The following is a 21,099-nucleotide window of genomic DNA, read 5'->3' on the forward strand; positions in this document are numbered from 1 at the left end:
TAGCGGATTAGCGAATTTCAATGAACCTTAAACCTTGGAAACCTTCAATGGACGAAGTTGTAAAAATTGTCAACGATATCAAAAACGGAAATATCAAACCAATCTATTTTCTGATGGGCGAGGAGCCGTATTATATCGACAAATTGTCTGATTATATTGAGCAGAATATCCTTTCGGAAGATGAAAAAGGTTTTAACCAGACGGTTTTATACGGGCGCGATGTGTCGATTGAGGACATCATAGGAACAGCAAAACGTTACCCGATGATGGCAGAGAAGCAAGTGGTAATCGTAAAAGAAGCGCAGGATCTCACCAAAACAATCGACAAGCTTGAAAGTTACGCGGAAAATCCGATGCCAAGTACGGTTTTGGTTTTCAACTACAAATACAAAACTCTCGACAAGCGCAAGAAAGTCACTAAATTGCTCGACAAAAACGGACTCGTATACGAAAGCAAAAAGCTTTACGACAACCAAATCGGCCAGTGGATAAGCCGCGTTTTACAAGGAAAAGGTTATTCGATTGATCCAAAAGCAAATGCAATGATGGTTGAATTTCTGGGAACAGATTTGAGTAAAATTGCAAATGAACTCGATAAATTGCAAATCGTTTTACCAAAAGGGAGTACGATTTTACCAAAGCACATTGAAGAAAATATAGGTTTCAGCAAAGATTTCAATGTATTCGAATTGAGGAAAGCTATTGGAGACAGAAACCAATTGAAAGCTTACCAGATTGCGCAATATTTTGCGAATAACCCAAAGGAAAACCCGATGGTGGTTACTACGAGTCTTGTGTTTAGTTTTTTTGTCAATCTATTGCATTATCACGGACTTAAAGACCGCAGTCCGAAAAATGTTGCGGCAGTTTTGAAGGTCAATCCGTATTTCCTGAAAGATTACGATGTTGCGCTGCGCAATTATCCAATGAAAAAAGTAAGCCAGATTGTGGCGGCGTTGCGCGATATTGATGTTAAAAGCAAAGGAGTGGGGGCAAATGCACTTCCTAATGCTGACCTTTTGAAAGAGATGCTTGTAAAGATTTTTAGTTAATGTATTCCGCAATTTGCCAACTTTAACCAGCCAATTTCCCTACTACTCCAAATAATCCTTAACATTTCAATTTAAATATTAGATTTGCAATCTTATAAAAAACCCAAATATGAAAAAAATCTACTTATTTTTAATTGTTTTATTGTGCAATACTGGGGCTTTTGCCCAGATTGTAATTACCTCCCAGCCCGTTAGTACTGAAGTTTGCAACGGTCAGAGTCTCGCGTTTTATTTAACTGCAACAGGCGAAAACCTGCAATACCAGTGGTTTCACAATGGCGAATTTATTCCGGCTGCTAATAGTGATACTTATGTGATTCCTGGCGTAAGTCTTGCTGATTCGGGTGATTACACTTGCACGATTTTCAATAATACAGAACCATCAGTCACTTCAATTGCGGCAACGCTTATCGTAAGTGAATCTGCTATTATTGTTGACATAAATCCTAACGTAAACGCGTGCTATGGAGATCCGGTGACTTTAGGAGTCATCGCAACCGAACCCAATTAACATACCAATGGTTTAAGGAGACTAACATCATCCCAGGTGCCACCAACCCAACTTACACGATAGGATTTGCAGATTTCTCAAGCGTAGGAAATTATCATGTTGAAGTAGCGAATTTCTGTGGTATGAATGTATCTTCTAATATAAGTGTTATAGTAAATACGCCGCCGCAAATCAACACGGTGAATGTCCCTTCAGATGTCTGTGCAGGAGATACTGCTAATTTGAGTGTATCTGCTAGCGGCACCAATCTTACTTACCAATGGTTTCACAACGACCAAGCGGTCTCTAATCAGAATAACTTTGTAATTCCGGCCTGTACTGCTGCAGATTCAGGGATATACCAGGTTATTGTTATGAATGGCTGCAGCGAAATATTTTCATATGTAAACCTGAACGTAAATACGCCGGTTACACCAACAGGCGACACCAGTCAGGAATATACCGAAGGACAAACACTTGCAAATCTTCAGGTAACAGGTACAGGCATAAAATGGTATTCAAGCGCTCAAAATGCCGCAAATCATGAAAATGCATTGCCATCATCAACTTTATTGCAGGACGGAGTTACTTACTACGCTACAGAAACTTTAGGCGGAAACTTGCGAAAGCCAGACGTCATTAGCAGTTACGGCCGAATTGTTATTAGGCGTTGATGATTTACAGCAAATCGCAATTGCGTATTACCCAAATCCTGTGTCGTCAGTTTTTCATTTCAATGCGAAACAACCGATAGTTGCTGTGAATATCCTGAATATGCTCGGTCAGCGCGTTGGTTATGCCAATGTAAATGCTTTGTCTGGTGCTATGGATTTGACTTCGCTTCGAACCGGAAATTACATAGCCGAATTTTCTTTCGAAAAAGCAACGAAAAAAATAAAACTGATAAAACAGTAATCGAAATAAATTCAAAATTAAAGGCTGTCCGATAAAGGCAGCCTTTGTTTTAGGATTTAAATTTGGTATATTTAGGTGCATTTTGTATTTACAACCAAATAAACCGTTGTAATTAAAGGAAAGTTATTTCTCAAAAGAATAAAATTCCCGATATTTGACGCTCTTAAAAATTAACTATGGGAATGATGAATAAAAATACGGTCAGTGGGTTGGGCAACACTGATCATGATTATCATGGGGCTGGTCGTTATCGCACTTGGCGCCTTCCGTTATGATGATACCGTAGGCTGGGGATTCGGCGCCGTGGGTGTTGGGTTTCTGGCCAATGCATGGGTGTTTAGTTCATTAAAAGGACGCGTCTGAATTATAGCATACAATCTAAAATCTGAATTCAAAAATCTAAAATTTTAAAAAAATGTCTGACGATAAAAAAGTAATATTTTCAATGCAGAAAGTAAGCAAGACTTACTCAAGCAGCGACAAACAAGTGTTGAAAAACATTTACCTGAGTTTCTTTTATGGCGCTAAAATCGGTATTCTGGGTCTAAATGGCTCCGGAAAATCATCATTGCTCCGCATCATTGCCGGTGTCGATAAGAATTATCAGGGTGATGTGGTATTTTCTCCGGGTTACACTGTTGGTTACCTCGAGCAGGAACCACAACTCGATGATGAAAAAACTGTAATCGAAATTGTTCGTGAAGGTGCTGCAGAAGCTGTCGCGTTACTCGAAGAATTCAACAAAATCAACGATCAGTTTGGCCTGCCTGAAGTATATGAAGATGCCGATAAAATGCAGCAGCTCATGAGCCGCCAGGCAGATCTTCAGGATAAAATCGATGCTGCCGGCGCGTGGGAACTCGATACCAAACTTGAAATCGCAATGGACGCACTCCGCACCCCGGATGGCGACACGCCGATAAAAGTACTTTCAGGTGGAGAACGCCGTCGTGTGGCTTTGTGCCGTTTGCTTTTACAACAACCTGACGTTTTATTGCTGGATGAGCCAACCAACCACCTCGATGCGGAAAGCGTTTTATGGCTGGAGCAACACCTGGCGCAATATGCCGGAACCGTAATCGCGGTAACGCACGACCGTTATTTCCTTGACAACGTAGCCGGCTGGATTCTGGAACTTGACAGGGGTGAAGGTATCCCGTGGAAAGGCAATTACTCTTCATGGCTTGACCAGAAATCGACACGTATGGCACAGGAAGAGAAAGTCGCTTCTAAACGCCGTAAAACTTTAGAGCGCGAGCTGGACTGGTCCGACAAGGTGCAAAAGGCCGTCAGACCAAGCAGAAAGCGCGTTTGCAGAACTACGATAAATTATTAAACGAAGACCAGAAGCAACTCGACGAAAACCTCGAAATCTACATCCCTAATGGCTGCAAGATTAGGAACAAATGTGATTGAGGCGAAAGGTGTTGCGAAAGCTTTTGGTGAAAAATTATTATACGACAACCTGAATTTTACCTTACCACAAGCAGGAATTGTTGGCGTTATCGGCCGAATGGCGCCGGAAAATCAACAATTTTCAGGATGATCATGGACGAGCAAAAGCCAGATGCCGGTGAATTTACAATCGGCGACACGGTGAAAATCGCTTATGTCGACCAGTCACACGCCAACATCGACCCGAATAAAACCATATGGGAAAACTTCGCCGACGGGCAGGAACTCATCATGATGGGCGGGCGACAGGTAAATTCAAGGGCTTATTTAAGCCGCTTTAACTTTGGAGGAAGCGATCAAAATAAAAAAGTCTCAATGCTTTCAGGTGGTGAGCGCAACAGATTGCACCTCGCAATGACTTTGAAAGAAGAAGGAAATGTTTTGCTTCTGGATGAGCCTACAAACGACCTCGACGTCAATACGCTTCGTGCTTTGGAAGAAGGACTTGAAAATTTTGCGGGCTGTGCCGTAGTGATTTCGCACGACCGTTGGTTCCTCGACAGGATTTGCACGCATATTCTTGCTTTCGAAGGCAATTCGGAGGTTTATTATTTTGAAGGCGGATTTTCCGATTATGAAGAAAACAAAAAGAAACGCCTTGGCGGCGACCTGACTCCAAAAAGGATAAAATACAGAAAGTTAATCAGGAATTAAATTATAAGTTGTATTAACCGGGGATAAATCTGGGTTTCAGGTGAGAAAAATCATTGCAATAATATTGCTTTTGGTAATGCAGACAGGTTTTTCACAGACTTCTGAGAAAGAAGAAAAGAAAAGCATCGAAAAGCAAATCAACCAGGCAGGAGATTATTTTAAGAATGCAGCATACGAGAAGGCTTTGGAAGTTTCCAAGCAGGCGCTCGTGCGTTCTTTTAAAGTCAATGACGATTTGCTGATTGCCCAGTCTTACAACGCAATTGGCGTGATTTATGATGAATTTTCTCAAAGCGCACGAGCGATAGAATTCTACAACAAAGCACTCATCCACGCCAATAATACTGAAAATGATGCCTTGAAGGACTGGATTTACAGCAACCTCGGAAGTGTCTATTACTACAGTAAAATCGACGTTAAAAAAGGCATCGGTTATTATGAAAAGTCACTGGAATTCGCCGAGAAAATCAGAGACAGTTCCCAGATTACCTACACGAAGCTTAATATTGCAAGTGCTTATATCTCTATCAATGAGTTCGAGCCGGGCATGCGTTACATAAAAGAAGTCGAAAGCTATATTAACCGAAAAGGGCAGGACGAGGCTAAACTTTCCTACTACGGACTCAACGGTATTTATTACAGCAATCACAATAATCCGAAATTGGCCGAAGAATATTTCTTTAAAGCGTTGAATATCGGAAAATCGATGCCTGCTTTTCTGCTGAATACCTACGAAAATCTTTATAAGCATTACGACCTTCACAAAAAAGACGCTGAAGCAGATTTGTACAAAAAAAAATATGATTCGCTGAATAAAGTACTATATCCGGAAGAAAATATCACTACGCTCGACGATACCGCGCTTCAGATAGAACTCGACGAGAACAAGCACCAGCTCGAAAAAATCGAAGCTGCCAACGAACAGAATCAAAAGAAAATCAATGATTCTAAAATCATCAGCATTCTTTTTTCAGTCATATTAATTGTATTGCTGTTACTTGTTTATACCTTGTACCGGAATAACAATTCCAAGAAAAACTCAATTCTGAACTTCGTGCCGCCAATGCAGAACTCAGGAGTGCAAAAGAAAAAGCCGAAGAAATCTCGCAACTCAAAACCCAGTTCGTCGCAACGATCAGTCACGAATTGCGCACACCGTTGTACGGCGTTATCGGAATCACGAATATGTTTCTGGAAGAGCATAAGGAGCACGTCAACAACGAACATTTGCATTCTCTTAAATTTTCTGCCCGCTATTTACTGGCTCTGGTGAACGACATTCTTCAAATCAATAAGATGGAGGAAAAAAAGATTGTGTTGGAAAACGCAACTTTCAATTTACAATCTGAAATGAATACCATTATCAATTCGCTTGCATTTATCGCAGATAAAAATGAAAATGTTTTGCGCGTCGAAGTTGATCCTGCGATTCCGGAATTCCTCATTGGAGACGAATTGCGGCTATCGCAAATTTTAATGAATCTGATTAGCAATGCACTCAAATTCACCCACAAAGGCGAAGTTGTCGTAACCGCGAAACTCGATAATGTTCTTGAAAATATTTACTATATCGAATTTATCGTCAGCGATAATGGTATCGGTATTGCAAAACACGACCAGGAAAAAATATTCGATAAATTCGTGCAGATTGAAAGAAAAGACGGCGATTATCAGGGAACCGGACTAGGACTTACGATTGTTAAAAGGCTAATCGAGCTTTTCAACAGCAAACTTGTGCTGGAAAGCGGTGAAAATATCGGCACCACATTTTCATTCAAAATCGGATTTTTACCAGACGAAACACTTGAAAAAGGAATGAACGCAGAAGTACAGTCTATTGCTGTCGGCACGGGAACTTTCAGGATTCTTGTCGTAGAAGATAATAAAATCAACCAAATGGTGACCAAGCGAATTATCGAACGCAACCACCACGAATGCCAGATCGTTGACAATGGATATGACGCGATAGAACTCGTGAAAAAGGAAAAATTTGACATCATCCTGATGGACATCAATATGCCAATGATTAATGGCTATGAAACCTCGCGCCGCATTCGCGATTTCGGCATCACGACGCCAATAATTGCACTTACGGCTTTCGATAAGAATGAAGTGGAGCCACAAGCCGCTGCATCCGGAATTGACGGCGTAATCATCAAGCCATTCGAGCCGTCAGAATTGTTCCAGTTAATTGCAGGCTTGGTTAAGAATAGCTGAGTTTCTGAGTAAAATTGATTGAACTTAAAGTTAAATGAAAAAATCCGCATTAGCGGATTTTTTTTAACACAAAGTGAAAAACTTTGCCACTCTGAAACTTTGCTAGTTAACTGACTCAGGCACTATTTAATAATTCCCGAGCAAGCCACCCGCGCACCCGCATTTCCAGCTGGTTGTGATGTGTAATCGTCAGGATCCTGATGCACTACAAGGCCTTTTCCAACGATATCTTTTGTTGCATCGCCGCAACTGATGCACCATTCATTGGTTTTGAAAAGCACGGTCGCATTGCCGTCTTCATCAGCTGTGAAATTCCCAATATCGCCGCGGTGATATGATGCAGAACCCCATTTTCCATGACTTTTAAAAGTCGGATTCCAGTGGCCGCCTGCTGAACTCCCGTCGGCAGCAGAACAATCTGCTTTTTCGTGTATGTGAATGGCGTGAACACCCGGTTTTAGTCCGGTTAGTTTGGCTTCAAGCGTGACTTCGCCGTTTTCTTCGGTGAATGTCGCTTCGCCTGAAACTTTGCTGCCGCTTTTCGCCTCCATTGCTATTTTAATGGATTTGCCCGGCGTCGCGCTATTGGCGGTTTTACATCCGATGATTATCGCGATAATTGCCGCGCCTGAAAGTAATACTTTTTTCATGATGGGTTGTTTCTTTCAAAGTTACGCAAAAGAAAAACCACTAAAATTTAAGATTTAGTTAAAAGTATGCAATATAAAAAATTAGCGTCTTTTTTAGATTTTCATAAAAGACGCTAAAAATTGAAGTAAAGTTTTACTTTGTCTTTTCCCCGACAAAATAATGATTGTTCGATTTGAACAACACGTTGAAAGTCGTAAGGCTTCCGTAAATCCTTGTGATGTATTGCTGCAACTCGACTTTTTCAATTTCTTCGATGTTACTCGCGTTTATTTTTTGCTCCATTACCCTTAATCTGTCGCGCACCATGATTATTTTATGGAAGAAGGTATCAATCGGAATATCTTTTGATGCCAATCCGGGTTGTCCGGGTTCAAGCGTCATTTTTCCGCCTTTCCATTTGTCGCCGATTGGAACGATTTCAGAAACATCTGACCATTTTTTTAATAAGTCACGCAAAGTTCTTTCTACATCGTAGAAGCTGACCGTGTCAACTTCGTTTTCTGCTGCTTCGATGACTTCAAATTCGCTGTCAAGGTCGATGGTCTCGAGTCCGTTTTCTATGAAGGTTACCCAATATTCTGTGGTTGAAACATTGGTGATTACGCCTTTTCCGTATTCCGGATGATTGATTCTTGAGCCTATGCCGAGTATTTTCATGTAGATTTTAATTTTTCACGAAAATAGCGATGAATTTTTAATTGGCAAAATATTTAGACAGCTGCACTGTTAGAGGCAAGACCGCTGTGCTGCAAGATTCAAGACCGCTTCGCTGCAAGATTTGTAAATAAAAAACCGTCCAATTTTTCAACTGAACGGTTTTTTCCAACTTAACTAAAACTATTTTTTTGACCGCTTCGTTGAAAGAGGAAAGATGCAAGATTGCTTTGCTGCAAGAGCTGTCTTTCAACGAAGTGGTCTTGAATCTTTCAGCGCAGCGGTCTTTTCTCTAAAAGCAATATTCGTTTTCTGCTACCAGTTTTGAAGTGATTTGCTCCCGCAAAGCCACGATATTCGGCATATTCGTATATTTTGTAAAACGACGCAATCCCATAAGCATCATGCGCTGTTCGTCGCCTTCGGCAAAAGAAATGATGCTTTCTTTTCCTTTTTGCGTGATGACGTCGACCGCTTTGTAGAGGTACAATTTTGCCATGGCGATTTGCTCGCCGATTTTCGCTTCGCCTTCTTTTTTTGCTAGTTTTTCTGTGCGAAGAATGGTCGATTCGGCCATGTAGATTTCAATCAGCATGTCGGCTGCGGCCATTAAAAGTTGTTGGTGCGCATCGAGATCCAGTTCCATATTTTGTACGGCGCCGCCGGCAACCATTAAAAATGCTTTTTTCAATTTGCCGATGAGTTCTTTTTCTTCGGCGAATAATTCGGAATAATCAGGCGTGTCGAAATCCGAAATTCCCATTAATTCTTCCTGGACTTTTGTCGCTGGCCCAGAGTAAATCAACATGACCTTTCATGGCTTTTTTAATCAGCATTCCGACAGAAAGCATGCGGTTGATTTCGTTTGTTCCTTCGTAAATCCTCGAAATACGGGCGTCGCGCCAGGCACTTTCCATTGGTGTATCTTCTGAGAATCCCATTCCGCCGAAAATCTGGATGCCTTCGTCTGCGCAATTCTGAACGTCTTCTGAAACCGCAACTTTTAGGATAGAACATTCGATTGCATATTCTTCAACGCCTTTCAATTCTGATTCCTGATGCGATGCGCCAGCGGCCTCACGTGCCTGGATTCTGTCCTGAATGTCTTTCGCGGCGCGGTAAGAAGCGCTTTCTCCGGCGTAACAGCTGGTTGCCATTTCTGCCAATTTGTATCTGATTGCACCGAATTGTGAAATTGGCGTATTGAATTGGATTCTTTCATTGGCGTATTTTACGGCTCCGGTCGTCACGCGCCGTTGCGCATCGAGACAAGCGGCTGCCAATTTTATTCTTCCTACGTTTAAGGCATTCATCGCGATTTTGAATCCGTTACCTCTTTCTGAAAGCATATTTTCAACCGGAACTTTTGTTTCGTTAAAGAAAACCTGGCGGGTAGAGGAGGCGCGGATGCCGAGCTTGTGCTCTTCTTCGTTCATTGAAATGCCATTGCCTTCGACGTTTTCAACGATGAAACCTGTGATATTTTTATCATCGCCGATTCTTGCGAAAACGATGAAAACGCTGCAGAAACCTGCGTTGGAAATCCACATTTTTTGCCCGGTGATGGAATAATATTTTCCGTCTTCGGATAAAACTGCTTTCGTTTTTCCCGAATTCGCATCAGATCCCGCGCCCGGCTCTGTAAGGCAATAAGCGCCAAACCATTCGCCTGATGCGAGTTTTGGTACGTATTTTTTCTTTTGTTCTTCAGTTCCGTATAAAGTGATTGGCATGGTTCCGATTCCGGTATGCGCGCCAAAAGCTGTTGAAAATGAACCTGTCGCACCGGAAATATAATCGCAAACAAGAACAGTATCAACGAAACCCATTCCCATTCCACCGTATTCTTCGGGAACAGCGACGCTTAAGAAGCCCATTTCTCCGGCTTTTTTCATGCACTCTTCCGTGAATGCATAATCTTTGCTTTCGAACCGGTTTTTGTCTGGCCAGATTTCTTTGTCGACGAATTCTTTTACGGAATCGCGCATCATTTTTTGCTCTTCTGAGAAATCTTCAGGCGTGAAGATGTCTTCGCATTTGGTTGCTTTGACGAGGAATTGCCCGCCACGGGTTACGTCTTTTTCGGTTGTTTCCATGATTTTAGATTAAAGAATCAAGAGTCAAGAAGCAAGACTTTCATCTAGCCGATTAATAAACCCTGATATCATTTTTTGAAATTCAATTATTTTATTTTCTAAAGTTTTTGTTTCTTCTTCGGTAATATATTCGTTCTGAAATGCTATTAATACTTGTGTTTGTAATTCAAATGACGATCCAAGACTAATGTCAAGAAAGTGTTTGAAATGTTTATTTCCTCTATTTGAACCTTCTGCAATATTTGATGGCATTGATACAGAACATCGATTCATTTGACTTGCAAGACCATACATTTCGTACTTTGGAAATGTTAAACATGTTTTATGGACACTTGAAGTTATTTCCATCGATAATGTCCAAATCTTAAGATTTTTAAAGTTGTGGCGCATAATATATGTTTTTGGCTTATATACATTTCTTGATTCTTGACTCTTGATTCTTTTCTCTCACAAAACTTCGTAAATTCCTGCTGAGCCTTGCCCTGTTCCTACACACATTGAAACAATGCCATATTTGCTGCCACGGCGTTTCATTTCGTCGAATAATTGAACTGATAATTTCGCGCCTGTGCAGCCTAACGGATGTCCGAGTGCAATTGCACCACCATTGACATTAATAATCTCAGGATTTAAATTTAATTCGCGAGTTACAGCTAATGCTTGTGAGGCAAAGGCTTCATTCAATTCGATTAAATCGATGTCGTTTAATGTTAATCCGGCTTGCTTTAAAGCTTTCGGAATTGCTTTTACCTGACCAATTCCCATGATTCTTGGTTCAACTCCGGCAGAAGCGAAATTGACCAATCTTGCAATCGGTTGCAGATTTAATTCTTTGACCAATTCTTCAGACATTACCATTACAAAAGCGGCACCGTCGCTCATTTGTGAAGAACTTCCTGCGGTTACGCTTCCATCAGCGGCAAAAACCGGTTTCAGGTTGCTCAGTGCTGCTAGATTTGTGTCTGCCCGCGGACCTTCGTCTTTGGTTACGGTGTAAGACTTCGTTTCTTTTTTTCCATTTTCATTGATGAAAGTCTGCTCGACGGTAATCGGGACAATTTGTTTGTCGAATTTGCCCTCAGCCTGCGCTTTCAGAGCTTTTTGATGCGAATCGAAAGCGAATTTATCCTGATCTTCACGCGAAACGTTGAATTGCTTTGCAACAGCTTCTGCAGTCAATCCCATTCCCCAATAATAATCTTCGTGGCCATTTTTAGCTGCAGCATAATCCGGCGTTGGTTTATAACCGCCCATCGGAATGTAACTCATGCTTTCGGCACCACCGGCGATGATACAATCTGCCATCCCGGCCTGGATTTTAGCTGTTGCCATTCCGATTGTTTCGAGTCCGGATGCACAGTAGCGGTTGATGGTTACGCCCGGAACGTCAACGACATTCAATCCCATTAATGAAATCAAACGCGCAACATTGAGGCCTTGTTCGGCTTCAGGCATGGCGTTTCCAACCATAACGTCATCAATTCTTTTTTTGTCGAAATCCGGCAGTTCATTCATCATGTATTGAATGGTTTCGGCGGCCAATTCATCAGGACGTTTAAAACGAAAAACTCCTTTGGCGCTTTGCCGACTGCGGTGCGGTATGCTTTTACGATATATGCTGTTTTCATTTTATTTTTAGATAAAAGAATAAAGAGTCAAGAATCAAGATCCTCACGTTTCGGAATCTCTTTCTTCTTGGTTCTTTCTTCTTGGTTCTTAATTTCTTAATGGTTTTCCTTTCGTCAACATAAACTGAATCCTTTCCAAAGTCTTTCTTTCCGTACATAATGAAAGGAAAGCTTCGCGTTCAATGTCAAGTAAATATTGCTCGCTTACCAAAGTCGATTCTGATAAATCGCCGCCAGCCATTACATAAGCAAGTTTGTTAGCGATTTTTTTGTCGTGATCTGAAATGTATTTTCCCGCAGTCATTTGGTCAGTTCCCACGAGAAACATACCGAGTGCCTGTTTTCCTAAAACTTTGATATCTTTTCTGCGGATTGGTTGTGTATATCCGGCTTCTGCCATCAATAGCGCATGTTTTTTCGCTTCGGCGATTTGCCTGTCTTTATTCACGACTACAATGTCTTTTCCGTGTTGTAAAACGCCGGTATCAAAGGCTTCATACGCTGAAGTTGATACTTTTGCCATGGCAACAGCGAGGAAATATTCCTGTAAAACATTCAACTCAACATCATTTTTATGGAATTGGTCTGCGGCACGCAACGCCATTTCTTTCGAACCGCCGCCGCCGGGAATTACACCCACGCCAAATTCGACCAAACCGATGTAAGATTCTGCCGCAGCGACAACTTTATCAGCATGCATGCTCATTTCGCAACCGCCGCCCAAAGTCATGCCATGTGGCGCAACGATTACCGGAATTGACGAATAACGAACACGCATCATCGTGTCCTGGAACAATTTGATTGCCATGTTGAGTTCGTCGTATTCCTGTTCGACTGCCATCATGAAAATCATTCCGATGTTGGCACCAACGGTGAAATTTGCGCCCTGATTTCCAATAACCAATCCGGAATAATCTTTTTCGGCCAAATCAATCGCTTTGTTAATGCCTTGCAAGACATCGCCGCCAATCGTGTTCATTTTGGAGCGGAATTCCAAATTTAAAATTCCATCGCCCAAGTCTTCTATAACAGCACCTGAATTGGAACGATATTTTTTTGCTTTCGCGGATGTTATTTAAAATTATGAAAGCATCCTGCCCCGGAATTTTCTTTTGAGATTTCGACGCGATGTCATAATAATAAGTCGCGCCTTCTTTTACAGAGTAGAACGTTTTGTTGCCAGAGCCGAGCATTTCGTTTATCCATTCTGCATTAGATAAACCTTCGGCCTTCAGCAATTCGATTCCTTTTTCAACGCCAACGGCATCCCAGATTTCGAACGGCCGTTTTCCCAACCGAAACCAGCTTTCATCGCGTCATCGATTTTGTATAAATCGTCAGTAATTTCAGGAACGCGGTTGGAAACGTAGGCGAACATGGCACCGAAACTTTTGCGGTAAAATTCGCCTGCTTTGTCTTTTCCGCCAATTAAAACTTTGAAACGGTCAATTGGTTTATCGATGGTTTTCGTCAATTCTAAAGTCGCAAAAGACGCTTTTTTTGCAGCGCGATATTCCAATGTCTCCAAATCTAAAGACAAGATATCTTTATCTACTTTTTTATAAAATCCCTGACCGGTTTTACTGCCCAGCCATTTGTTTTCGAGCATTTTTTTGATGAAATCCGGTAGCTGGAACAAATCGTGCGCTTCGTCATTCGGAACGCCTTCGTATAATCCGTTGGCGACGTGAACCAAAGTATCTAATCCAACTACATCAACAGTTCTGAAAGTTGCAGATTTTGGTCTTCCAATTACCTGGGCCAGTCAGTTTATCTACTTCTTCAATCGTCAATCCCATTTCTTTTACCAAATGGAAAAGACTTTGAATTCCGAAAATTCCAATCCTATTGCCGATAAATGCTGGCGTATCTTTGGCTACGACCGATGTTTTTCCGAGGAATTTTTCTCCATAATTACTCAGGAAATCTAATACTTCCGTTGAAGTTTTCGGTCACGGAATGATTTCGAATAATTTCAAATAACGCGCCGGATTGAAGAAATGCGTTCCACAGAAATGCTGCTGAAAATCTTCGCTTCTGCCTTCGCTCATAAAATGAATTGGAATTCCGGAAGTATTGGAAGTAATCAGCGTTCCTGGTTTCCTGTATTTTTCGATCTGCTCAAAAACCGATTTTTTAATGTCGAGTCTTTCAACAACTACTTCGATAATCCAATCTGCATCAGCGATTTTCGGAAGATCGTCAGTTGTATTTCCTGTAGCAATTCTCGAAGCAAATTTTTGGTGGTAAATAGGAGAAGGCTTCGATTTTAAAGCATTTGCCAAATGTTCGTTGACGATTCTGTTACGAACAATTTTATTTTCCAGCGTAAGTCCTTTTTTGGTTTCGGCTTCCGTAAGTTCACGCGGCAAAATGTCGAGTAAAAGTACTTCTACGCCAATATTGGCAAAGTGACAGGCTATTCCGGAGCCCATAATTCCGGAATCCGATGACGGCCACTTTTTTAATTACTCTTTTCATGAATGTAAAATTTATATTTAGCGATCATTATTATATTAGATTTTTCGATAAAATGCGGTTGATGTTTCCATATCCAGTTACTCTGTCGCATTGAATATATTTTTGTCGAGTATGAGTTCGTTGATGACTTCAGCAACTTCTACAAAATTCCTAAATTGTTCTTCGGTAACGTTTTGGCGCACTTTTTCATTGAATTTCAGGACGTTATTTTTTGATAATTCCCGTTTTTCTTTGCCGAATTCCGTAAGGTAGATCAATACGCCGCGACCATCTTCGGGGTTTTTCTTTCGGATTATCAACCCTTTTTCCTCCATATTTTTTAAGGTGCGTGTAAGGCTTGTCGCTTCCATTCCCATTTTGGACCTGAAGGCTGTCGATGGCGTTCCGTTTTCCTTGTCTATACTAAGTAAGGCAAATCCGGTTGCCATTGTAGCGCCGTATTTTTGCGCCTCCTCATTGTACATTCTGGACACGGCCTGCCAGGTTGCACGAAGAATATAATCTATAGTTTTATCTTTCATAAGTTACTATGATGATTTATTGCGTCAGTTCGGGCTATGCCCTCGAGTCAAAGATAATAAAAATATATTATGCATGCATAGTAAATTGAAATTATTTCTAAAAACAAAATTTGCAATAACATTTTGATTTTATTTATTACATTTATTTTCGATACACAGGTCTTACAAACAATAGTAAATATTTGTAAACAATTACAATTATAATTTCAAATGATTAAAATCTTAATTTGCATATATTTATGAGTTATATGCCACACTCCCAATATTGCGGAAAAGTTTTGCGCATAAAAAGAAAAGAGTATATTTGAAAATAAAAAATGGTTCCATTAGATCAGGATTTACAAAGGGTTAAACAGAATATTGACCAATTTGGAGAAATTACACATAGAGTATTACAATATCTTCCAAATGTATTAAGCAAATCGGAAGTAAAAAATGATTACACCATTTTCACTTCGTTAATTGCCGGCACAACCAAATATGTAAGACCAATTAACAACAATCTTTTCTTGACTAAAACAGAAGATTTTGAAAAATGCTTTGTTGAATTGAAACAAATTTTTGAAAAAATTAAATCGAATCAACCAGTTAATCAATCTGAAAAAGACTGCATTGACAAAACTTTATACACAATTCAACAATCAATCGGAGCAGGCTTAGATTTGTTAGTAGCGGAAAATAGCGCAAGAAAGCACGTTGGCAACAGATTTGAAGAACTTATAAAAGTTGTCTTTACTGAAATCGGAGTAGTAAATAAAAAATTAGTTTTGCAAATTCCTTATGAAACAGATGAAGGTTCAAAAACATATAAATGTGAAAATGATTTAATTTTATCTCCACATGAGAAAGTCCAATCGACAGCTAATTCATTGGATGAAAACGAAGTAGTTGTATCTGTAAAAACTACTTCAAAAGATAGGCTTGGAAAAATGTTTATTGATAAAATTCTTTTAGAAAGATTCGTAGAACATCCGCAAAAAGTAATTGGAATTTTCTTGAATGATGTCCAAAGAAAAGATACTAATAATATCAGCTTTACTTTGGTTTCTGGTTTATTTATGGTTTACACAAAATTTCTTACTAAACTTGACGGCATCTATTATTTAGATCCACCACCAAACGCATCAAAGAAACCATATTCAAATCACATGAAGAGATTTTCTGAATTGATAACTGCGGATTATAAAGTTTTATTAACCACGTAACTTTTTCCGCCGACTATTTGAAGCAAGTTCATCTTTTTCGCCAGAAATTCTTGAAATATGGTCTATATCTGTTAAACGATTTTTAATTACATCACAATATTGTAATTCTAATTCCGTGCCAATCCATCTTCTATTGTAAGCTTCGGCAACTGCAAAGGTAGTACCAGAACCACCGAATGGGTCAAGTATCAAATCATTCGCGTTTGAAGAAGATAAGATTATTTTTCGTAGCAATTCAACCGGTTTTTGAGTTAGATGAGGAAATTTTTCCCACGCTCCGTTTGAAATAGTTGGAATCTCGATTACATCTTTTGGTTTAGCTCCTAATGGATGTGGTTCCCAAATAGCTTCACGTTTTTTTCCGTTTGAATATTGTGAACTTTCAGCTTGTGTTCTTTTAGGATATTTTAGAGTATGTTCATTATACGGAATTCGTACATTATCAACATTAAAAATAAAGTCTTTCGATTTTCTAAAATGTAATATACTTTCATGTGATCTACCCCAATCATTCCCTAAGTTTGCTTTATTTCTATAGAACCAAATTAGCCATTTACAACCTTTAAACATTGGGGATGCAGCCCATTTAATATCCGCTAATATTTCAGAAAAACCACAAATATATAATGAACCAGTTTTTTTTAAAACTCTATGGGCTTCGGTAATCCAAGTCATGCTCCATTCAACATATTCTTTTTGGCTAGAAAATGTATCCCACTCAGCTTTTTTAATATTATAAGGCGGATCTGCAAAAATTAAATCTATCGAATTGGATTCTAATTTTTTTAAATATTTAATTGCGTCATAATTAAATAATTGCCCATATTCAGTTGAAAAATATGGCTGAATAACTTCTGCAATAGTATCTTTTTTAGTATATTCGATTTGAAGTTGCATTTCCTCAACCAAATTTTGAAGCTGTTCTTCGGAGTAAGCACGATAATTATTAATTGGGTGGCGTAAACTTTTAAATTTACCACTATTATCCCATCGTCTCAACGTTTCTGGGCTAACACTGAGAATATCAGCAGCTTGTTTAACAGTTAAATATTTTTCCATAGCATTACACAACCTTATACATGATTATACAAAAATATATAAAAATATTTAACGACAATAAAAAATAAAAAAAAAGTGCGGCATATAACATGGGCTTGGCGCCAGAGCGGCAATTAGTTGCAAAATTGAACTACTTTTTTCTTAACTTCGTTCTCGGTCACCGAAAGAACTCGGCTCCGAAATTGCCGCACCGGCGCAAAGCCCTGGCCGTTGGCTGAAATGCGTCAAGATTGCGCAAAAACAAAATTGATAGAAAATGAAAAAAATAATATTGTGCCTTATCGCATTTCAAATTTTTTCTTCTTGTCAGAAAAGCAGATTAGAAAATTTACTTTTAAGCGCAGATAAAAGATGGGTTTACATAGATAGTGGCCAAGTAAAAAATAAAGCGATAGTTCGTGACTATATAAAATTTTTCTCAAATGGAGATTGTGAAAACAGAAATATTTTAAATGACGAAAATTCTTTTTTTTCAATAGAGGGAAATGAGAAAAATAATAGCTGGAACTATTCTGATAATGATAGTATATTAACAATATATGACCATCGTTTTAAAGTTTTAAAATATGAAAGTGATACAATCCATGTGTTACAAATAAAAGAAAATTGGATAAAAATGTTGGTAAATTATAAACAAAATAGTATTGAATGAAGTTGCACATCAGCCAACGAGCAGCTTAACGCCAGAGCGGCAATCAGTTGCAGGTTGTTCGAGTATTTTTCATAACTTCGTTCACGGTCACCGAAAGAACTCAGCTCCGAAACCGCCGCACCGGCGTGAAGCTGCCGGGCGTTATGTGAAATTGAGCCGGAACTTCTCGGATAAATAGTACTTTTTGCTGATGTATGCTGATTTGAAGCGGAAGAAAATTGACAATTTTTTGCCTAAGCCTTTTGCAAAAAGAATTTGCTGAAAATAGATTTTCAAAGCGAAGACGCTAAAAAAGGCTTGGCTAAGTTAGAAGAAAAAAATGACAAAGTCAAATAATTTTTTTCTCTAACTTGCAATAAATCAGCATATATTCGTACTACAAATTTTAACAACTTCAGATATCTAACGGTAGCAGATATATAAAATAATTAAAATTTATTTATTACGAGATTTCCTGACTCAACTTGAAGATTTTGAATTTTATCAGGATTGAGATCAAATTCAACATCCACATAACGAAGGGCTTAACGCAATAGCTGTTTTTGTTTTAAAATGAACTAGTTTTTTCCATAACTTTGTTTGCGGTAGGGGAAAGAACTCGTTCCAAAAGCCGCTACTGCGTGAAGCCCTGGCCGTTGTATGCAAGTTTTACCGAACGGAACGCAAAGAATTTATGAGAAAAATAATTTTGTTACTTGTGTTGATTTTATTCCAAAGCTGTTGGATTTGTCCAGACAAGCACAAAATTGAATTTGATAACGATGAAAAAACATTTACAGTTTTGTCTGATGGATTTTTTATTGAATCAATTAAAATGACTGAGTTCATTCAAAAAGAAGGTTACATAGAAACAATTGATTCAAATAGTATAAAAATTGCTTCAACTGGAAAACTTCAACAAAAAATTAATTTAAAGTCACTAACAAAAAATTATTCGATTGTTGGAATAAATTTGAAAAAAATGTTAGAAAAGAAAAATATAGCATTCGAAGTTTGTGTCATAAATCCTGACTTAAAAGTTGATGACGAAAACGCAAACTCACTTATTTATTTTGTTACAGATAATACAAGCAAAGGAAAAACTGTCCAAGAATCAAACGGCTGCAAATAATTAAACCAGCATACAACGAGCAGCTTGGCAAAATTGCGGCCTAATCTGCAAAAAAGTTTGTCAGTTTTCCATAACTTCGTTTCCGGTCGCCGAAAGAACTCAGCTTTGAAGTTGCCGCAACTTCGCAAAGCTGCCGGGCGTTATGTGAAATTGAGCCGGAACTTCTCGGATAAATAGTACTTTTTGCTGATGTATGCTGATTTGAAGCGGAAGAAAATTGACAATTTTTTGCCTAAGCCTTTTGCAAAAAGAATTTGCTGAAAATAGATTTTCAAAGCGAAGACGCTAAAAAAGGCTTGGCTAAGTTAGAAGAAAAAAATGACAAAGTCAAATAATTTTTTTCTCTAACTTGCAATAAATCAGCATATATTCGTACTACAAATTTTAACAACTTCAGATATCTAACGGTAGCAGATATATAAAATAATTAAAATTTATTTATTACGAGATTTCCTGACTCAACTTGAAGATTTTGAATTTTATCAGGATTGAGATCAAATTCAACATCCACATAACGAAGGGCTTAACGCAATAGCTGTTTTTGTTTTAAAATGAACTAGTTTTTTCCATAACTTTGTTTGCGGTAGGGGAAAGAACTCGTTCCAAAAGCCGCTACTGCGTGAAGCCCTGGCCGTTATGTGAAATTGAGCCGGAACTTCTCGGATAAATAGTACTTTTTGCTGATGTATTCTGATTTGAAGCGGAAGAAAATTGACAATTTTTTGCCTAAGCCTTTTGCAAAAAGAATTTGCTGAAAATAGATTTTCAAAGCGAAGACGCTAAAAAAGGCTTGGCTAAGTTAGAAGAAAAAAATGACAAAGTCAAATAATTTTTTTCTCTAACTTGCAATAAATCAGCATACATTCGTACTACAAATTTTAACAACTTCAGATATCTAACGGTAGCAGATATATAAAATAATTAAAATTTATTTATTACGAGATTTCCTGACTCAACTTGAAGATTTTGAATTTTATCAGGATTGAGATCAAATTCAACATCCACATAACGAAGGGCTTAACGCAATAGCTGTTTTTGTTTTAAAATGAACTAGTTTTTTCCATAACTTTGTTTGCGGTAGGGGAAAGAACTCGTTCCAAAAGCCGCTACTGCGTGAAGCCCTGGCCGTTGGCTGCAATTGCTGAAACGAAATCGCGTAAAAAATTAAGATATGATTAAATATATTTTTTCGTCAATATTTCTACTACTTGTTTGCGTTATATTTTCTTCTTCTAAATCACGTGAATACTCTGAAAATGATAAATTTGGCATTAGTGATTCAATCTATATAAAAGGACAAAGTATTTTCGAACGAGATTGTGCTTCCTGTCATTTTATAGGTATGAATAGAAGGATGACTGCACCAGCTTTAGGAGATATAACTAAATTACGTAAAAAGGATTGGCTTTATAATTATACCAAAAATCCTCAAAAAATGTTGATTCAAGGAGATAAAATAGCAAAAAAATATCGCTCAGAAGGTTGGGGATTAATGCCATCTTTTCCAAATTTAAGGGATTCTGATTTAGATGCGATTTATTATTTTGTCGAAAAAAGATATAAAATGAATAAGAAAAAATAATGCAACTGACAGCCAACATGGGCTTGGCGCCAGAGCGGCAATTAGTTGCAAAATTGAACTACTTTTTTCTTAACTTCGTTCTCGGTCACCGAAAGTACTCGGCTCCGAAACCGCCGCACCGGCGCAAAGCCCTGGCCGTTGGGCGACACTTATTGAAAAATCCGTATTAAACTGACAATATGATAAAATCTAACCTAAAATTTTTTATTGGTTTGCGCTTTGTTTTGTATTGTTCTGCACTAATTATAGTTTACATTTTAATTGGAAATGTTACAGATTCTTATAGAGCATTACAAAATCAAAATAACGCACTATTTAACCAAAAGAGTATTTATGAAGATATTCTCCAATTAGATTCTGAAGACAAAAAAGGAAAAGAAAATTTATATGATTTTATTAAAGTTTCGGACTAACACCTAATTAAAAAAAAATACAAATACAGATATTGAATTTAATGTTTGGGCAGTTTTCATTGTCTTGATTATTATTTATAATTTATTCAGTCTTTTAAAAATTAAAATTGACAAATTAGAAAATAAAGATGTTAAGCAAAATTTAGAAACTTAGTCAAGCGATCGCCCAACCTGGGCTTGGCAAAATTGCGGCACAATCTGTAAAATTGTTCTACTTTTTTCCATAACTTCGTTTTCGGTCACCGAAAGTACTCGGCTCCGAA

Annotated in this window: 16 protein-coding genes and 5 pseudogenes; 13 read left to right on the plus strand and 8 right to left on the minus strand. The window is 38.6% G+C overall.

The window, feature by feature from the left end; genetic code table 11:
* The first annotated feature begins 47 nt into the window (after positions 1-47).
* The 8 genes and pseudogenes from holA to ACSLFW_RS13135 all read left to right on the plus strand — a co-directional run bounded on the left by holA (position 48) and on the right by ACSLFW_RS13135 (position 6,783).
* Positions 48-1,052, plus strand: coding sequence for a DNA polymerase III subunit delta (gene holA, locus ACSLFW_RS13100; protein ID WP_436557447.1), 1,005 nt, complete (start codon positions 48-50; stop codon positions 1,050-1,052).
* 109 nt (positions 1,053-1,161) lie between these two features.
* Positions 1,162-1,563 carry an immunoglobulin domain-containing protein gene (locus tag ACSLFW_RS13105; protein WP_436556111.1) on the plus strand — a complete coding sequence of 134 codons (402 nt, stop codon included), beginning with the start codon at positions 1,162-1,164 and terminating at the stop codon, positions 1,561-1,563.
* Positions 1,512-2,216 carry an immunoglobulin domain-containing protein gene (locus ACSLFW_RS13110; RefSeq protein ID WP_436556112.1) on the plus strand — a complete coding sequence of 235 codons (705 nt, stop codon included), beginning with the start codon at positions 1,512-1,514 and terminating at the stop codon, positions 2,214-2,216. The genes ACSLFW_RS13105 and ACSLFW_RS13110 overlap by 52 nt, the downstream gene beginning before the upstream one ends.
* Positions 2,200-2,457: a T9SS type A sorting domain-containing protein gene (locus ACSLFW_RS13115; protein WP_436556113.1), complete on the plus strand. Its 258-nt coding sequence runs from the start codon at positions 2,200-2,202 to the stop codon at positions 2,455-2,457. The genes ACSLFW_RS13110 and ACSLFW_RS13115 overlap by 17 nt, the downstream gene beginning before the upstream one ends.
* A 185-nt stretch (positions 2,458-2,642) precedes the next feature.
* Positions 2,643-2,820 (plus strand): annotated as a pseudogene (locus ACSLFW_RS13120) (CAL67264 family membrane protein).
* 52 nt (positions 2,821-2,872) lie between these two features.
* Positions 2,873-4,566 (plus strand): annotated as a pseudogene (gene ettA / locus ACSLFW_RS13125) (energy-dependent translational throttle protein EttA).
* A 40-nt stretch (positions 4,567-4,606) separates the two neighbouring features.
* The gene (locus ACSLFW_RS13130) at positions 4,607-5,839 is read left to right on the plus strand and encodes a tetratricopeptide repeat protein (RefSeq protein ID WP_436556114.1); all 1,233 of its coding nucleotides are present in this window, start codon (positions 4,607-4,609) and stop codon (positions 5,837-5,839) included.
* On the plus strand, positions 5,725-6,783 hold the full coding sequence (locus ACSLFW_RS13135; protein WP_436557448.1) for a response regulator: 1,059 nt from the start codon (positions 5,725-5,727) through the stop codon (positions 6,781-6,783). The genes ACSLFW_RS13130 and ACSLFW_RS13135 overlap by 115 nt, the downstream gene beginning before the upstream one ends.
* 122 nt (positions 6,784-6,905) lie before the next feature.
* Here ACSLFW_RS13135 and ACSLFW_RS13140 read toward each other — a convergent pair whose 3' ends face one another.
* From ACSLFW_RS13140 to ACSLFW_RS13170, 7 genes and pseudogenes are all read right to left on the minus strand, one after another.
* The gene (locus ACSLFW_RS13140; RefSeq protein WP_436556115.1) at positions 6,906-7,433 is read right to left on the minus strand and encodes a superoxide dismutase family protein; all 528 of its coding nucleotides are present in this window, start codon (positions 7,431-7,433) and stop codon (positions 6,906-6,908) included.
* A gap of 133 nt (positions 7,434-7,566) precedes the next feature.
* Positions 7,567-8,091, minus strand: a complete 525-nt coding sequence (locus ACSLFW_RS13145; protein WP_436556116.1) for a hypothetical protein — start codon at positions 8,089-8,091, stop codon at positions 7,567-7,569.
* A 289-nt stretch (positions 8,092-8,380) separates the two neighbouring features.
* Positions 8,381-10,184 (minus strand): annotated as a pseudogene (locus ACSLFW_RS13150) (acyl-CoA dehydrogenase family protein).
* Positions 10,185-10,208: 24 nt separating this feature from the next.
* Positions 10,209-10,574 carry a four helix bundle protein gene (locus tag ACSLFW_RS13155; RefSeq protein ID WP_436556117.1) on the minus strand — a complete coding sequence of 122 codons (366 nt, stop codon included), beginning with the start codon at positions 10,572-10,574 and terminating at the stop codon, positions 10,209-10,211.
* Positions 10,575-10,631: 57 nt separating this feature from the next.
* Positions 10,632-11,812 (minus strand): annotated as a pseudogene (locus tag ACSLFW_RS13160) (acetyl-CoA C-acyltransferase).
* An 88-nt stretch (positions 11,813-11,900) separates the two neighbouring features.
* Positions 11,901-14,293 (minus strand): annotated as a pseudogene (locus ACSLFW_RS13165) (3-hydroxyacyl-CoA dehydrogenase/enoyl-CoA hydratase family protein).
* Positions 14,294-14,370: 77 nt separating this feature from the next.
* Entirely contained in the window at positions 14,371-14,814 is a 444-nt protein-coding gene (locus ACSLFW_RS13170) for a MarR family winged helix-turn-helix transcriptional regulator (protein ID WP_436556118.1), read from the minus strand.
* Between the two features lie 317 nt (positions 14,815-15,131).
* Here ACSLFW_RS13170 and ACSLFW_RS13175 point away from each other — a divergent pair, with 317 nt between their 5' ends.
* Entirely contained in the window at positions 15,132-16,019 is an 888-nt protein-coding gene (locus ACSLFW_RS13175) for a hypothetical protein (protein ID WP_436556119.1), read from the plus strand.
* Here the strand turns inward: ACSLFW_RS13175 and ACSLFW_RS13180 are convergent.
* A complete protein-coding gene (locus ACSLFW_RS13180) occupies positions 16,008-17,078 on the minus strand; it encodes a DNA methyltransferase (RefSeq protein WP_436556120.1) in 1,071 nt (356 codons plus the stop codon). The genes ACSLFW_RS13175 and ACSLFW_RS13180 overlap by 12 nt on opposite strands.
* A gap of 256 nt (positions 17,079-17,334) precedes the next feature.
* On the opposite strand from ACSLFW_RS13180, the gene ACSLFW_RS13185 reads away from it, so the two are divergent.
* From ACSLFW_RS13185 to ACSLFW_RS13200, 4 genes are all read left to right on the plus strand, one after another.
* Entirely contained in the window at positions 17,335-17,730 is a 396-nt protein-coding gene (locus ACSLFW_RS13185) for a hypothetical protein (protein ID WP_436556121.1), read from the plus strand.
* A 673-nt stretch (positions 17,731-18,403) separates the two neighbouring features.
* Positions 18,404-18,841, plus strand: a complete 438-nt coding sequence (locus tag ACSLFW_RS13190; protein ID WP_436556122.1) for a hypothetical protein — start codon at positions 18,404-18,406, stop codon at positions 18,839-18,841.
* A 1,171-nt stretch (positions 18,842-20,012) separates the two neighbouring features.
* On the plus strand, positions 20,013-20,423 hold the full coding sequence (locus tag ACSLFW_RS13195) for a c-type cytochrome (protein ID WP_436556123.1): 411 nt from the start codon (positions 20,013-20,015) through the stop codon (positions 20,421-20,423).
* Positions 20,424-20,602: 179 nt separating this feature from the next.
* Entirely contained in the window at positions 20,603-20,836 is a 234-nt protein-coding gene (locus tag ACSLFW_RS13200; protein ID WP_436556124.1) for a hypothetical protein, read from the plus strand.
* Positions 20,837-21,099: the final 263 nt, after the last annotated feature.

It is taken from the genome of Flavobacterium sp. 3HN19-14, assembly GCF_051373205.1.
GTDB lineage: Bacteria > Bacteroidota > Bacteroidia > Flavobacteriales > Flavobacteriaceae > Flavobacterium.

Excerpts from the sequence above, each read along its gene's own strand:
- holA (WP_436557447.1), top strand. The coding sequence starts at position 48 with ATGGACGAAGTTGTAAAAATTGTCAACGATATCAAAAACGGAAATATC.
- ACSLFW_RS13140 (WP_436556115.1), bottom strand. The coding sequence starts at position 7,433 with ATGAAAAAAGTATTACTTTCAGGCGCGGCAATTATCGCGATAATCATC.
- ACSLFW_RS13170 (WP_436556118.1), bottom strand. The coding sequence starts at position 14,814 with ATGAAAGATAAAACTATAGATTATATTCTTCGTGCAACCTGGCAGGCC.
- ACSLFW_RS13155 (WP_436556117.1), bottom strand. The coding sequence starts at position 10,574 with ATGCGCCACAACTTTAAAAATCTTAAGATTTGGACATTATCGATGGAA.
- ACSLFW_RS13200 (WP_436556124.1), top strand. The coding sequence starts at position 20,603 with ATGATAAAATCTAACCTAAAATTTTTTATTGGTTTGCGCTTTGTTTTG.
- ACSLFW_RS13180 (WP_436556120.1), bottom strand. The coding sequence starts at position 17,078 with ATGGAAAAATATTTAACTGTTAAACAAGCTGCTGATATTCTCAGTGTT.
- ACSLFW_RS13105 (WP_436556111.1), top strand. The coding sequence starts at position 1,162 with ATGAAAAAAATCTACTTATTTTTAATTGTTTTATTGTGCAATACTGGG.
- ACSLFW_RS13145 (WP_436556116.1), bottom strand. The coding sequence starts at position 8,091 with ATGAAAATACTCGGCATAGGCTCAAGAATCAATCATCCGGAATACGGA.
- ACSLFW_RS13190 (WP_436556122.1), top strand. The coding sequence starts at position 18,404 with ATGAGAAAAATAATTTTGTTACTTGTGTTGATTTTATTCCAAAGCTGT.
- ACSLFW_RS13175 (WP_436556119.1), top strand. The coding sequence starts at position 15,132 with ATGGTTCCATTAGATCAGGATTTACAAAGGGTTAAACAGAATATTGAC.
- ACSLFW_RS13185 (WP_436556121.1), top strand. The coding sequence starts at position 17,335 with ATGAAAAAAATAATATTGTGCCTTATCGCATTTCAAATTTTTTCTTCT.
- ACSLFW_RS13195 (WP_436556123.1), top strand. The coding sequence starts at position 20,013 with ATGATTAAATATATTTTTTCGTCAATATTTCTACTACTTGTTTGCGTT.